Genomic DNA, 14,763 nt, shown 5'->3' with positions numbered 1-14,763 from the left:
TTCATGCGGTGCCGCCGGGGCGGCGGGGAGGGATACGTCGGGCGCGGCTGCGGCGGGCGGCGGCCCGCAGCGCGGCGCGGGCCAGCTCCGGCCGGTCGGCCGCGCCGTCGAGGTGCGCGGCGAGGGCCCGGACGGTGGGGTGGCGGAACAGGTCGAGCATCGCGATCGACCGGCCGGCGGCGGCGGTCAGCCGGGCGTGCACGGCGGCCAGGGCGAGCGAGTGCCCGCCGATGTCGAAGAAGTTGTCGGTCACACCGACGCGGTCGCGGCCGAGGATCTCCCGCCAGATGCCGGCGACCAGCTCCTCGGTGTCGGTGAGCGCGTCGGGCCCCGCCGGCAGCGCCACCGGCCGGGCGGGCTCGGCGGACGCGGCGACGGTCATCGCGCCGAGCCCGGCGGTGCGCACCGTCGGGCGGGGCAGCTCGGCGGCCACCTCCCCGGCCGGGGACCGCGGCGCGGCGGCCAGCGCGCCGACGAGGGCGGCCAGGTCGGCCAGCATCGCCGCGACGCGGTCGGCGTCGAACAGGTCGGGGTTGAACACCACCTCGACGCCGAGCCGGCCCGGGCCGTCCGCCCCGTTCGTTCCGGCAGGCGCGCGCTCCACCACGTAGACGGTGAGGTCGAACGGGGAGCCCGGCTTGGGCACCGGCACCGGCTCGGCGGCCAGCCCGGCCAGCCCGAGCCGGGGCTCGGCGAAGTTGAGCACGTTGAACAGCACCTGCACCAGCGGGGCGCGGGAGGTGTCCCGGCCCACGCCGAGGGCCTCCACGATCCGCTCCAGCGGCGCGCCGGGGTGGGCGGTGGCGTCGTGCAGCTCGGCGGCGCACCGGTCGACCAGCTCGGCGAAGCTCGCCCCGGCGGTGCGGACCCGCACCGGGACGGTGTCGATGAAGAACCCGACGACGTCGTCGAACGCGGCCAGCCGCCGGTCGGCGACGATCGCGCCGACGACGTGGTCGTCGCCGCCGGTGAGCCGGCTCAGCAGCTCGCCGAACCCGGCCAGCAGCACCGCCGCCACGGTCGTCGCGCGCCGCTCGGCCAGCGTCCGCACCGCCCGGTCGGCCTCGGCGGAGAACATGACAGCGGCCTCCACCCCGGCGTACGTCTGCACGGCGGGGCGGGGGCGGTCGCGGGGCAGCTCCAGCACCGTCGGCGCGCCGGCCAGGTGCGCGGACCACCAGGCGAGGTCGTCGGCGCCCCGGCGGCGGTCCCGCTCGGCCCGCCACACGGCGTAGTCGGCGTACCGGGCCGCCGGGGCGGGCAGCGCCGGGTCGTCGCCGGCCACCGCGCGGGCGTACGCGGCGGCGAGGTCGGCGTAGAACACCGCCTCGGACCAGCCGTCGAACACGGCGTGGTGCCAGGTGACGGCGAGCACGTGCTCCGCCGGGCCGAGCCGGTAGACGGTCACCTGCCAGGGCGGGCCGGTGGCCAGGTCGAACGCGTGGGCCGCCCCGTCGGCGAGCATCCGGGCCAGCTCTGCGGCGGGGTCGCCGCCGCCGGTCAGGTCCACCACGGGCACCGCCACGTCGGTGGGTTCCGCGCAGACCGCGTACGGCACCCCGGCGGTCTGCGGGATGCGCCAGCGCAGCACGTCGTGCCGTTCGGCCACCGCCCGCAGGGCCGCGCCGAGGGCCGGCACGTCCAGCTCGCCGCGCAGCCGGTGGGCCACCGCGATGTTGTAGGGCGCGCTGCTGGGCGCGAGCTGGTCGACGAACCACAGCCGCCGCTGCGGCGGGGACAGCGTCGGCGGGTTGCCGGTGGTCAGCCCGTCGGCGGCGGCGGGCGCGGCGGCGATCCGCTGCACCAGGCCGGCGAGGGTGCGGCCGGCGAACACGTCCCGGGTGTCCACGGCGCGGCCCAGCTCGGCGCGCAGCGCCGCGACCAGCCGCATCGCGGCGATGGAGTTGCCGCCGGCCGCGAGGAAGTCGGTGTCGGGGCCGGGGGCCGCGCCGAGCAGCCGCGCCCACACCCGGGCCACCGCCCGGGTGACCGGGTCGGCGTCGGCCGGCCCGTCGGCGTCGGCGGCCCCGGGCGCGGGGCGGGCGGCGGCGGCCAGGGCCCGCAGCGCCGGCCGGTCCAGCTTCCCCGTGGTCGGGCTGACCGGCAGCTCCGCCAGGCGCAGCACCCGGGCGGGGCGCATCGCGGCGGTCAGCCTCGGCTCGGCGTACGCGCGCACCGCCGCGTCGTCGGGGGCGTCGGCGGGGGTGAGGAACGCGACCAGCTCGGCCCCGGCGGGAGCGTCGACGGCCTCCGCCACGACCCGGTCGACGCCGGGCAGCCCGGCGAGGACGGCCTCGACCTCGCCCAGCTCGATGCGCTGCCCCCGGATCTTCACCTGCCGGTCGGCGCGGCCGAGATAGACGATCCGCCCGTCGGGGGCCTGGGTGACCAGGTCGCCGGTGCGGTACAGCCGCTCGCCGGGCAGGCCGGAGAACGGGTCGGGCACGAACCGGTCGGCGGTCAGGCCGGGCCGGTTGAGGTAGCCGTCGGCCAGGCCGGGGCCGCCGATCAGCAGCTCGCCGGTCTCGCCGGGCGGCACGGGGCGCAGGTCGGCGTCGACGACGTACGCCCGGTGGTTGGGCAGCGGCCGGCCGATCGGCACGGGGTCGGTCTCGGCGGCGGTCAGCTCGGCCGTGACGGCCAGCACGGTGGTCTCGGTGGGGCCGTAGCCGTTGACGAAGCGCCGGCCGGGGGCCCAGCGGGCGGCCAGCTCGGCGGGCACGGCCTCGCCGCCGCAGAGCACGGTGCGCCAGCCGGGCAGCTCTGCCGGGTCCAGCATGGACAGCACGGTCGGGGTGATGAAGCCCCAGTTGACCTCGTGGGCGGCGACGAACCGGGCCAGCCGCGCCGGGTCGGACCGGTCGTCGGCCCCGATGAGCTGCACCGTGCCGCCGAGCAGCAGCGGCACGAACAGGTCCATGGTGGCGGCGTCGAAGCCGAGGGAGGCGATGCCGAGGCTGCGCACCGACGCGTCCGCGCCGGTCAGGGCCGCGCAGCCGGTGACGAACTCGACGACGTTGCGGTGGGTGGTGAGCACGCCCTTGGGCCGGCCGGTGGAGCCGGAGGTGAACAGCACGTACGCGGGGTCGCCGGGCCGGGCAGGGCACGGGGCCAGCGGGGCGGGTCCGGGCAGCCCGAGCGCCTCGATGCCGGGCACGTCCCCGCACTCGGCGTCGCCGGCAGCGCCGAACTCGGCCTCGGCGGCGTCGCCGACGACGACGCGCACCCCGGCGTCGGCGGCGATCTCCCGCAGCCGGCGGCGGGGGCCGCCGGGCTCCAGCGGCACGTAGCACGCGCCGGCGAGCAGCACGCCGAGGACCGTGACCACCAGGTCCGGGCGGCGGTGCCCGCACACCCCGACCCGGCTGTGCCGGCCCACGCCGCGCTCGCGCAGCGCGGCGGCCACCCCGGCGGCCCGGCCGACCAGCTCCCGGTAGGTGAGCCGCTCGTCCCACTGGCGCACCGCCACCGCGCCCGGGGTCCGCGCGGCCTGCGCGGCGACCAGCTCGGCCAGCGTCGCGTCGGGCCACGGCAGCGGCTCGCCGTGCGCCGCGCTGATGGACAGGATGTCGGTCACCCGTGTTCCCCCCGGTAGGTGGCTGGATCGGTGATCTGCAGGCGCAGCTCGCTGACGTAGCCGCGCCCGGCGGCGTCGGTCACCCAGGCGTCGGCGGGGGCCGGCAGCAGCTCGCTGACGGTGAGCGTGACGGCCGGGTCGGTCCGGGCGGCGGCGTCGGCCATGGCGCACAGCGACTGGGCGTACAGCGGGCCGGTGAGGTCGACGTAGCAGGGCTTGACCTCGGTGCCGACCTTCACGAAGACCCGCTCGGGCAGGCCGAGGCGGGCCCGCCAACGGCGCACCGCGAGGAAGCGCGCGGACTCCCCGGTGGCCCCGGCCAGGCCGCTGTCGGCGACGGTGGTGCGCCAGGTGCGCCGGGCCACCACCAGCCGGTCGATGGTGATCCGGGGCGTCGTCGGCGCGGGGGCGAGCAGCTTGAAGCTGTCCAGCAGCAGCGCGCCGAGGAGGTTGGCGAACACCTCGACCAGCGGCCAGCGGGCCCCGTCGGGCAGCACCGCGACGAGCCGGCCGGCGACGGACTCGACCCGGACGGCGCTCGCGGCGACGAGGTCGGTGACGTCCGCGCCCCGGGCCGTGTCGATGCCGACCTGCCGGTCGGCCGGGCCCCGCAGGTGCCACGTGGTGCGGGTGGTCTGCCGGGGGAACCCGGCCGGCGGCAGCAGCCGCAGCCGGGCCGGCCCCAGGTCGGCGTCCACGGCGGCGCGCAGCGCGGCCGGGTCGGGGTGGAACGGGGCGAACACGGCGCTGTCGAACGGCGTCGTCGCCGGGTGCAGCTCGCCCAGGACGAGCTGGAACTCGCCCCGGTTGAGCGCATCGACGCCGGCCGCGGCGACCTGCACGTCGGGGCTGTGCACGCGGGCGGTGGGCCAGCCCGGCGCGGTGGCGGGGAACAGCGCCTCGGCCCGCCCGGCCAGGTCGGCGCTGCGCAGCCGCAGCTCCGGCTGGTCGGCGGCGACGTCGGCGAGCCCGAACAGCTCCGCCCAGCGGGCGGTGAACCCGGCGCTGGCGACGGCGACGGGGCCGTCCGGGGCGAGGATGAGCCCCTGCGCGAGGGACCACATGTCGGCCAGCCGCACCGGCCCGTCGGCGGCCAGCTCGGCGTGCAGCTCGCCGAGGACCCGCTCGCAGGCCGCGCCGATCTCGGCGGTGAGCCAGCGGGCGGCCCGCAGCACGATCGCCAGGGGCGCGGCGAGGGCGTCGAGGACGGCCGACCCGACGGCGACCTCCAGGTCCCGCGTCGTCTCCTCGTAGACGACGGTGCGGCCCGTGTACATCTGCCCGCCGTGCCGGGTCGCCGACTCCCCGGTGGCGGCGGTGAACGCGGCGTTGAGGGCGGCGAGGGCGGCGGCGAGCCGGTCCGGGTCGCCGGCGGCGGCCACGGCGTCGCGGGCGGCGGTGAGCCGGTCGAGGCCGGCGGTCAGGTCGGCGCGCAGCTCGGGGTCGCCGACGGCGGCGATCCGCGCCGCGAGCACCCGCACCGCCTGCGGGTTGTTGGGCAGGCCGGCGTCCCAGGTCAGCAGGCCCCGCTCGACGAGCCGGTCGAGCAGCAGGTAGCCGTCGTCGGCGCGGCGCAGGCCGGCGTCGCCGTCTTCGCACAGCCGCGCCACGATCTCCCGGGCCGGGGTGCGGCCGTCGCAGCCGGCGAGCAGCCGGGCCTCCACGGCGGTCAGCTCCACCGCCGGGGCCAGCGGCGGGCACAACCGGCGGCCGTCGAGCCGCAGGTGGGGCGGGAGCACCGGGGCCCACCAGCGGCGCACCGCCGGGTCGGCGGCGACCCGGTCGGCGTACGCGGCGAGCGCCCACGCCTCCAGGTGCACCTCGCGGCGGCCGACCAGCCCGGCGCCCGGGGCGAGCCGGGTGTGCGGGCTGTCCGGGTCGAGGGTGCCCCAGCAGACCGGCCCGAAGAAGCCGATGGTCTCGGCCTTGCCGCAGTAGCGCTGCCAGTAGCGCAGCACCGCGATCTCCCGCTTGCGGCGGGGCTTGTTGCGCACGGCCGGGTCGGTGCGCAGCAGCCCGTCGAGGGCGACGAGCATCTCCGGGTTCTGCCAGGTGACCGCCTCGCGCACGGCCGGGTCGGCGCAGATCCCGGCGAGCACGTCGGAGGAGCGGGCCAGGGCGGCGGCCAGCTCCTTGTCGTACCCCTCGGTGGCGGCCTCGCCGGCCAGCAGGGCGTCGGCCGCCGCGGCGGCCTCGGGCGCGGCGAGCAGGTCGAGGCCGGCGGCGGGGAACCCGGCGGTACGCAGCAGCACGTCCCGCCACACCGACCAGCCGGTGTCGCCCAGTGGCAGCAGGTGGCTCACTCCGCGGCCCGCCACTGGTCGTCGACGATGTGCAGCCGCAGCTCGCTGAAGTAGCGGCGGCCGGCGGCGTCGGGCACCCACGCGTCGTCGGGTGTCGGCAGCATCTCGCTGACCGTCAGCGACACGGCGTCGCCGCCGTCGGTGCGGGCGGCCCGCACCATCGCGGCGAACATGGCGGCGTACGCGGGGCTGGACAGGTCGACGAAGCAGGGCTTGGTCTCGGTGCCGAGCTTGACGTAGACCCGCTCGGGCAGGCCGAGGTCGCGCCGCCAGCGGCGCACGGCGAGGAACCGGTCCCGCTCGGTGGTGACGTCGGCCAGGCCGCTCTCGGCCACCGTGGTACGCCACGTCTGCCGGGCCACCACCAGCCGGTCCAGGGTGATCCGGGGCGTGTACGGAGCGGCGGCGACCAGCTTGAACCCGTCCACGGCGTGGGCGCTGAGCAGCCCGGCGAACACCTCGGTCAGCGGCCAGCGCGCCCCGTCGCGGGCGGTGACGACGAGCCGGCCGTCCTCGTCGGTGACGGTGAGGTCGACGGTGGGCAGCACCCGGTCGGGGTCGACGCCGGGGGCGGGCAGGAACGCGAGCTGCCGGTCGGTGGGGCCGGTCAGCGCCTCGGCGGTGCGGCTGGTGCGCCGGGGCCAGTCGGCGGGGAACAGCAGCCGGATCCGGTGCTCGCCGAGGTCGGCGGCGAGCGCCGCGCGCAGCCGCGCCACGTCCGGGTGCGACGGGGTGAACACCTGGCAGTCGAACGACGGCCAGGCGGCGTGCAGCTCGCCGAGCACGACGGTGTAGTCGCCCCGGGCGAGGGCGTCGGCGTCGGCGGCGCAGAGCTGCAGGTCGGGGCTGTGCAGCCGGCCGCTGGTCCAGTCGCTGGGGCGGTCGGGGAACACCTGCGCGACCCGGTCGACCAGGTCGGCCACCGCCAGCCGCACCTCGGTCGCGCCGTCGGGCAGGTCGGCGAGGCCGAACAGTCCCGCCCAGCGGGCGGCGAACTCGGCGGCGACGGCGTCGACGGGCCGCTCGCCGGTGCCCCAGAACAGGCCCTGCACGAGGAACCACAGGTCGGCCAGGCCAACGGGGGCGTCGCCGGCGTCGGCGCGCAGCTCCTCGTAGAGGTCGCGGAACGTCGCCCCGTACTCCTGCTCCAGTTCGCCGGCCAGCCAGCGGGCGGCCCGCAGCAGCACGGCGAGCGGGGCGGCGAGGTCGGCCAGCAGCGGCGCGCCGAAGCTCACGTCGAGGTCGCGGGCGGTGTCTTCGTAGCAGAGGGTGCGCCCGGCGTACATCTGGCCGGCGCGGCGGCGGGCCGGCTGGCCGGTCAGCTCGGTGAACGTGGCGTCGAGCCGGTCGAGGGCGGCGCGCAGCCGGTCGGGGTCGCCTGCGGCGTCGGCCACCTCGTCGCGGGCGGCGCGCAGCCGGTCGAGGCCGGCGCGGGCCGCGAGCCGGGCCGGCTCGTCGCCGATGGCGTCGATGCGGGCGGCCAGGGCCGCCTCGGCGTCGGGGGCGACGGGCAGGTTGGCGTCCCAGGTGATCAGTTCCCGCTCGACGAGGCGGTCGAGCAGGGCGTACCCGTCGTCGGGGCGGCGCAGCCCGATCGCCGGGTCGGCGACCAGGTCGCGGGCGCTGCGGTGGCCGTCGGCGGCGGCGAGCAGGGCCGCCTCGACGGGGGTGAGGGTGACCGGCGGGCGGCCGGGGCGCAGCACCGACCGGTCGCGCAGGCTCAGGTGCGGCTGGAGCAGCGGCGGCCACCACTGCCGCACGGCCAGGTCCGCGCCGACGGTGTCGGCGTACGCGGACAGCGCCCACGACTCGAACCACACCCAGCGCCGCCGGGTCAGGGCCGGCCCGGGGCGCACCCGGGCGGTGTCGGCCTGCCCGGGGTCGAGGGTGACCCAGCAGCTCGGGCCGAAGAAGCCGACGGTCTCGTTCTTGCCGCAGTAGCGCTGCCAGTACTTCAGCAGGGCCCGCTCGCGGTCGCGGCGGCGCACGTTGCGAGGCGCGTCCGCGCCGGCGCGGGCCAGCCCGTCGAGGGCGAGCAGGGCGTTGCGGTTCTGCCAGGTGACGGCCTCGCGCAGCAGCGGGTCGGCGGCCAGCTCGTTGAGCCGGCCGGCGGCGGCGGTGAGCGCCTCGGCGAACTCCTTGTCGAACCGTTCCGCGCCCTCGCCGGTGGCGAGGAGGTCGTCGGCCGCGGCGGCGGCCTGCGGCGCGGAGAGCGCGGTGAGCCCGTCGGCGGGAAACCCGGTGGTACGCAGGATGGCGTCGCGCCACACCGACCAGCCGGTGTCGCCCAGCGGCACCCGGTGCGCGCCGGCCGCGCCGGCCCCGTCCCCCGTCGGGTCGATCGCCGTCTGCTCCGCCGGGCCGTCCGGGGCCGGCACGGTCCCGTGTGCGCCGGCGACCCGGACGGCGGCGGCGCCCCGCAGGGCGTCGGTGAGGTCGGCGCGGATCGCGGCGACCAGCTCGGGCAGGCGGTCCTGCAGGAAGAAGTGCCCGCCGTCGATCTCGTGCAGGGTGAACCCGGCGGCGGTGTGCCGCTCCCAGGCGGCGCTCTGCGCGTGGCTGACGGCCCGGTCGGCCCGGCCGGAGAACGCGACGACCGGCACCGGCAGCGGCTCGCCCGGGACGTACCGGTAGCTGTCGACCCGGCTGAAGTCGGCGCGCAGCAGCGGCAGCAGCAGCTCCACCAGCTCGGGGTGGGCCAGCACCTCCGGCGGCAGCCCGCCGCCGTCGCCGAGGCGGCGCAGCAGCTCCTCATCGTCCACCGTGGACAGCCCGTCGAACAGGCTCGCGTCGTCGACGTGCGGGGCGCGGGCCCCGCCGACGTAGAGCCGCAGCGGCAGCGGCCCGCCGGTGCGGCGCAGCTCGCGGACCACCTCGAAGCCGACCCGCCCGCCCATCGAGTGGCCGTAGATCGCGTACGGGCGGTCGGCCCGGCCGGCGATCGCGGCGGCGACGTCGGCGACGGTGAAGTTCGGGTCCTCGCTGATCCGGTTCTCCCGCCCGGGCAGCTGCACCGGCAGCACCTCGACGTCCGCGCCGAAGGCCCGCTGCCACTCGCGGAACGCGCTGGCCCCGGCCCCGGCGTAGGGCAGGCAGAACAACCGCACCGGCGCCTGGGGTCGGCTTCCGGCGGAGACGAACCAGTTCACCGCGCACCTTTCTGAGGGGGGTCGATCCAGTGCCGCTGACGTTGGAAGGGGTACGTGGGCAGCCCGGTGCGCCGCACGCCGCCCTCGGGGTGCAGGGCCGCCCAGTCGACGTCGCGGCCGGCGACCCAGTCGAGGGCCAGCTCCCGCAGCGCGCCGTCCGGGCCGGCGACCCGGGCGTCGGCGGCGGGCAGCTCCTCCGGGCCGGCGGCGTCGAGCAGCTCGTCCAGGCCGGCGAGGGCGGCGGCGAGGTCGGTGGCGACGACCGCCGCCCGGCAGCCGAACTCCCTGCGGCCCAGCGCGAGCGTGGCGGCGACCTCGGCCAGCGCCGGGGACGCACCGGACAGGTGCTGCCGCAGCCGGCGCAACGCCGCCCGCAACGCCACGGGGGTACGCGCCGACACCGGCAGCAGGTGCGCGACCGCGTCGGGGGCGTCGGCATCCTCCCCCGCGGCGGCTCCCGGGGCGGCGGCGTCCCGGGCGGCGACCGGCTCGACCGGGGGCGGCTGCTCGACGACGACGTGGGCGTTGGTGCCGCCGAGCCCGAACGAGCTGACCCCGGCCACCCGGCGGGCCGCCTGCGGCCAGTCCCGGGCCTTCGTCGGCACATAGAACGGGCCGGCCAGGTCGATCTCGGGGTGCGGGCGGGTGAAGTGCAGGTTCGGCGGGATGACACCGTGCTGGACGGCGAGCACCGCCTTGATCAGGCCGGCGATGCCGGCGGCGGCGTCGAGGTGGCCGATGTTGGTCTTCACCGAGCCGAGCGCGCAGCTCTCTGCGGGCGCGGCGCCCCCGTACACCTCGTGCAGGGCGGCGACCTCCAGGGCGTCGCCGAGCGGGGTGCCGCTGCCGTGCGCCTCGATGAGGCGTACCTCGCCGGGGGCGACCTCGGCGGCGGCGAGCGCGCCGGCCACGGCGGCGGCCTGCCCCGACGGGCCGGGGACGGCGAAGCCGGCGCGGTCCGCGCCGTCGTTGGTGACCGCCCAGCCGGGCAGCACCGCGTAGATCCGGTCCCCGTCGGCCTGCGCGTCGGCGAGCCGGCGCAGCGCGACGACCCCGACGCCGGAGCCGAAGCCGGAGCCGTTGGCGGACTCGTCGAAGGCGCGGCACCGCCCGTCCGGGGACGCCATGCCGCCGGGGGCGTGCCGGTAGCGGGGCCAGGTCACGTTGACCCCGCCGGCCAGGGCGATGTCGCACTGGTAGTCGGCGAGGCTCTGGGCGGCGACGCAGACCGCGACCAGCGAGCTGGAGCAGGCGCTCTGCACGGCCAGCGCCGGCCCGGTCAGCCCGAGGCGGTAGGCGACCTGGCCGGGCAGGTGGTCGGTGAACTGCCGGCCGACCAGGCGGGCCTCCCAGTCGTCGGGGTCGACGTCGCCGACCACCGCCGGGTTGTCCATGAGGTGGAACAGGAAGTAGCGGTTGGCGGAGGTCGCGGCGTAGACGCCGACCAGGCCGGGGAACCGGGACGGGTCGTGCCCGGCGTCCTCCAGGGCCTCCCACGCCGTCTCCAGGAACAGCCGGTGCTGCGGGTCGGTGCGGGCGGCCTCCTGCGCACCGAAGGCGAAGAAGTCGGCGTCGAAGTCGGCCACGTCGTCGAGCCGGCCGGCGGCCCGCACGTGCCGGGGGTCGGCGAGCAGCCGGGGGCCGATGCCCAGCGCGGCCAACTCCTCGTCGGTGTGGTCGTGGATGGCGTCGACGCCGGCGCAGAGGTTCCACCAGAAGGTGGCGGGGTCGGGCGCGCCGGGGAAGCGGCCGGCGAGCCCGACGACGACGATCTCGTCGCCGGTGTACTCGCGGGCGGCCGTGGCGGGCGCGGCCGGCGTCGGCCCGACGGGCGCGTGGCCGGGCGCGGCCGGCGCGTCGACCAGGCGGGCCTGCGCCTCGATCGTCGGGTTCTCGAACAGCCGCAGCAGGGGCAGCCGCACCCCGAACCGGGCGGCGAGCCGCTGCTGGACGACGCCGAGCAGCAGCGACTGGCCGCCGACGTCGAAGAAGCCGGCGGTGCGGGCGACCGTCTCGCGGCCCAGCACCGCGCACCAGATGTCGTGCACGGCCCGCTCGGTGGCGGTGGCCGGCTCCTGGCCGGCCGCCTCGCTGCCGGTGGTGGCTTCGGCGTCCGGGTCGGGCAGCGCCCGCTCGTCGACCTTGCCGGTGACGGTGAGCGGGAACTCGTCGACCACGACGACGGCCCGGGGCAGGGCGTAGTCCGGCAGCCGCCGGGCGAGGGCGGCGCGCAGGGCCGCCGGGTCGAGGCCCCCGCCGGCCGGTCGGGCGTACGCGAGCAGCTCGCCGCCGCGGGCGATCGCGCGGACCGCGCCGACACCCGGCTCGGCGGCGAGCACGGCCTCGATCTCGGTCAGCTCGACGCGGAAGCCCCGCACCTTGACCTGCCGGTCGAGCCGGCCGAGGCAGACGAGGTCGCCGCCGGGCAGCCGCGCCCCGAGGTCCCCGGTCCGGTACGACCACACGCCGTCGGCGTCGCGACTGAACCGGTCGTCGGTGCGGTCGAGGTAGCCGGGCGCGACGTGCCGCCCCCGCACGACGATCTCCCCGGTGCCGCTGGTCTCGGCGCTGTCGTTGGCTCGGGCACTGCCGCTGGCTTCGGCACTGCCGTTGGCTCGGGCGCTGTCGTTGGCTTCGGCGCTGCCGTTGGTCTCGGCGCTGCCGTTGGTCTCGGCGCTGCCGTTGGTCTCGGCGCTGCCGTTGGTCTCGGCGCTGCCGTTGGTCTCGGCGCGGTCGCCGACGAGGTCGACGTGGTAGCCGGGCAGCGCCGTACCGATCGGCAGCGGGCCGACGGCGGCCGGGTCGGCGTCGGCCAGCGGCAGCGCGTACCGGGCGGCGAACGTCATCTCCGTCGCGCCGTACCCGTTGACCAGCACGCAGCCCGGGGCGAACCGGTCCCGGCCCCGGGCGACGTCGGCGTGGGTGGCCTGCTCGCCGCCGAGCAGCACCGCCCGGACGCTGTCCAGCCGCCGGTCGCCGAGGGCGTCGAGCATGAACCGGTAGACGGTCGGGGTGGAGTGGTAGACGGTGACCCGGTGCTTCTCGAGCTGTTCGACGGCGTGGGCCAGCCCGTGCCGGCGCAGGTCGACGGGGACGACGGCGGCGCCGGTCAGCAGCGCCGGGTACAGGTCGGGGATGGCCGCGTCGAAGCTGAACGAGGCGAGCAGGCTGAGCCGGTCGTCGGGGCCGACGCCGAGGGTGGCGATCTGGTTGTCGACGACGTGGGCGAGGTTGCGGTGGGTCTGCCCGACGGCCTTCGGCAGCCCGGTCGAGCCGGAGGTGAACAGCACGTACGCGAGGGCGTCGGGGTCGACCGGCACGGGGCGCAGCGGCGCGGGAGTGACCTCGTCGGTGGTCAGCACGACGCCGGCCGGCACGGCGGTGCCGGGCAGGTCGGCTGGTTCCCGGTGGTCTGCGGCGAGCTGGTCGGCGAGGTCCCGGTGCTCGGGGGCGGCCAGCACGGCGCGCACCCGCGCGGCGGCGAGCATGTGGCGCAGCCGGTCGGCGGGGAAGCCCGGGTCCAGCGGTACGTACGCGGCCCCGGCGGCGAGCGTGCCGAGGATCGCGGCGACGGTGGGCGCGCCGTGCGGGGTCAGCAGGGCGACCCGGTCGCCGGGGCGGACCCCGGCGGCGGCGAGCTGCGCGGCGTGACCGCCCGCCGAGGCGGCGAGGGCGGCGTAGCTGACCGGCTGGCCGTCGCCGAGCAGGGCCGGCCGGTCGGCGAAGATGGCCGAACGGTCAGCGAAACGATGGACGACGTTGTATATTTCCATGTCAGTGGGCGCGGGTCGTCGCCACGCCGACGGGCGCGCAGCATCCAAGCATCGTGATCACGATCCCCCCCAGGACTTCACAATGGATGCAGCATAGGACTCGATGCCTGGGCGGCAAGATCATCGATCAGAGTCGGACCGAACAGCCGACGGAGGCGACCCGGGACGGCCGGCAAGATTCACCCGATCATCCCCCTAGCGCGCACATGAGTTTCGGCCTAGAGGTATACCCGCAAGTAATCTTGCGGCCAAAGCGCCTGCTGACCGGCGTTTTTCCTATGTGGCGATCCTTAACGGCAGCTCAGGAAGGGCAATGCCGGGCGGGCCGAACGCCAACCATCGTACGCCGCAAACGCGTTCCTGACCGACCCTGCCGCGCCCCGTGCCGGCCGCCCCGCACCCGCTCGACGCGCCCTGCGCGACGGCCAGGTCGCGCACGCTCGCATGTCAGCCAGCCCGCCGACTCCCGCCCGCCGACCCGCGCCCGCCGACCCCTGTCCACCGACCTGCCCGTCGGGGCACCAAGGAGAGCTTGGCCCCGAACCCTGGCCGCCTCCGCGACACGACACGCCGACGCGATTCCACCGCAACCGGCCACCGAACGCCCCGCACCACCAGACGCCCCGCACCACCAGACGCCCCGCACCACCAGACGCCCCGCACCACCAGGGCGAGCCACGCGCGGCGAGCCCGACCGGGCCGGGGCTCACGCGCGCCCGCCCCACCCCGCCACGAACACGAGGCACCTGAACGATATCGACAGATCTTGGTACGAAACGGCCCCCAGAGGGGCCGAAACCTACCAAGATCTGCCAACGCCTCCACCGCGATGTCGCGCTACCGGCGGCGAGCACGTTGTCGGCCGTCAGGTCACGTCATGGTCGGCTCGCGCACGGCCCGGGGCGGCTTGGTCAGCCGACGGGGCCGATCCGCTTGGCGAGGCTCACGAACCCGGCCCAGGCGGCAGGCGCGAAGGTCAGCGTCCCGCCGTCGCGGTCCTTCGTGTCCCGGACGAGAACGACACCAGGCAAGTTGTCGGCGACCTCGACACACGCACCGCCGTTGTTGCCGCTCCTCGTGCTCTTGCGCCACCGAGCCTGGCTCATGTCCATGATGCCGCCGCTTTCCTGATGAGTTCTAGGGATTGCGCCCGCGGCAGGGCATCACCACAGATACGAGCCCACCGCCGATCCAGCGTAACAAGGTCAGCCGCCTGTTCGAGGATCTGCGCGTGGGCCTGACCGTCCACGTGCAGGAGGCGCGCGCCGCCGTCCAGTTCGGCGAGAATGAACGGCCCGCCGAGCCCGGCATACATGCCCACGTCCGCAGGAACGACATGGACCTGCACGAACGGCAGGGTCGCGCAGTCCGCCAGGTGCTCGCACTGCTCGCGCATCATGGACCGGTCCCCACCAGCCGTGCGCCTGAGCACCATCTCATCGATGACCGCGACCAGCAGCATGGGTGGGTCGCGGCGCAGGACCGCCTGCCGGGCCAGACGAGCGGCAACGAGTCGGTCGACCTCGCCACTGGACAACGCCTCGCCCGCGAGGGTGGCTCGCGCGTATGCCTCGGTCTGAAGTAGGCCCGGGACCCAGGCCAGCTCGAACCATCGCAGCGAGAGCGCCTCGCGCTCGACGTCGGCCCACCGCCGGAACCACGCCGGCTCGCGCCGCCTGCCGACCTCAGGCCACAACTCCGAGACTTCTCGGCCGAGCAGGGCGGCAACCTTTGCCCGGTGGCGGGACTGCGGGATATGTCCAGGATTTGCCCACCGCCCTGCCGTCTTCGGGTCCACCTCAACCTGAGCTGCAAGGGCTTCGGCAGTCAGACCGGCAGTCGCCATCGCCTCGATAACCGCGTGGTTCATCCGGCTTCCTTTCTGGATTGTCCCGTGCACCTCAACTCCATCCTGCTACAGGGTGTATTCGTCTCACAACCCTCAGCAAGCTGGTGTCGGG

The 14,763-nt window shown here is 76.8% G+C and carries 6 protein-coding genes; all 6 read right to left on the bottom strand.

Annotated features, from left to right (window positions below):
* Position 1: 1 nt before the first annotated feature.
* The 6 genes from GA0070558_RS18150 to GA0070558_RS18125 all read right to left on the bottom strand — a co-directional run bounded on the left by GA0070558_RS18150 (position 2) and on the right by GA0070558_RS18125 (position 14,672).
* A complete protein-coding gene (locus GA0070558_RS18150; RefSeq protein ID WP_091281538.1) occupies positions 2–3,577 on the bottom strand; it encodes a non-ribosomal peptide synthetase in 3,576 nt (1,191 codons plus the stop codon).
* Positions 3,574–5,895, bottom strand: coding sequence for a lantibiotic dehydratase (locus tag GA0070558_RS18145; protein ID WP_256092000.1), 2,322 nt, complete (start codon positions 5,893–5,895; stop codon positions 3,574–3,576). Before GA0070558_RS18145 ends, GA0070558_RS18150 begins: the two co-directional genes overlap by 4 nt.
* Positions 5,877–9,029, bottom strand: coding sequence for a thioesterase domain-containing protein (locus tag GA0070558_RS18140; protein WP_091281535.1), 3,153 nt, complete (start codon positions 9,027–9,029; stop codon positions 5,877–5,879). Before GA0070558_RS18140 ends, GA0070558_RS18145 begins: the two co-directional genes overlap by 19 nt.
* Positions 9,026–12,802, bottom strand: coding sequence for an AMP-binding protein (locus GA0070558_RS18135; RefSeq protein ID WP_091281531.1), 3,777 nt, complete (start codon positions 12,800–12,802; stop codon positions 9,026–9,028). The genes GA0070558_RS18140 and GA0070558_RS18135 overlap by 4 nt, the downstream gene beginning before the upstream one ends.
* Before the next feature lie 911 nt (positions 12,803–13,713).
* Positions 13,714–13,914 carry a DUF397 domain-containing protein gene (locus tag GA0070558_RS18130; protein ID WP_091281523.1) on the bottom strand — a complete coding sequence of 67 codons (201 nt, stop codon included), beginning with the start codon at positions 13,912–13,914 and terminating at the stop codon, positions 13,714–13,716.
* Positions 13,905–14,672, bottom strand: coding sequence for a DUF5753 domain-containing protein (locus GA0070558_RS18125; protein WP_091281519.1), 768 nt, complete (start codon positions 14,670–14,672; stop codon positions 13,905–13,907). The genes GA0070558_RS18130 and GA0070558_RS18125 overlap by 10 nt, the downstream gene beginning before the upstream one ends.
* Positions 14,673–14,763: the final 91 nt, after the last annotated feature.

The organism is Micromonospora haikouensis (assembly GCF_900091595.1).
GTDB lineage: Bacteria > Actinomycetota > Actinomycetes > Mycobacteriales > Micromonosporaceae > Micromonospora > Micromonospora haikouensis.
This window is presented reverse-complemented; position numbering and strand designations above follow the sequence as displayed.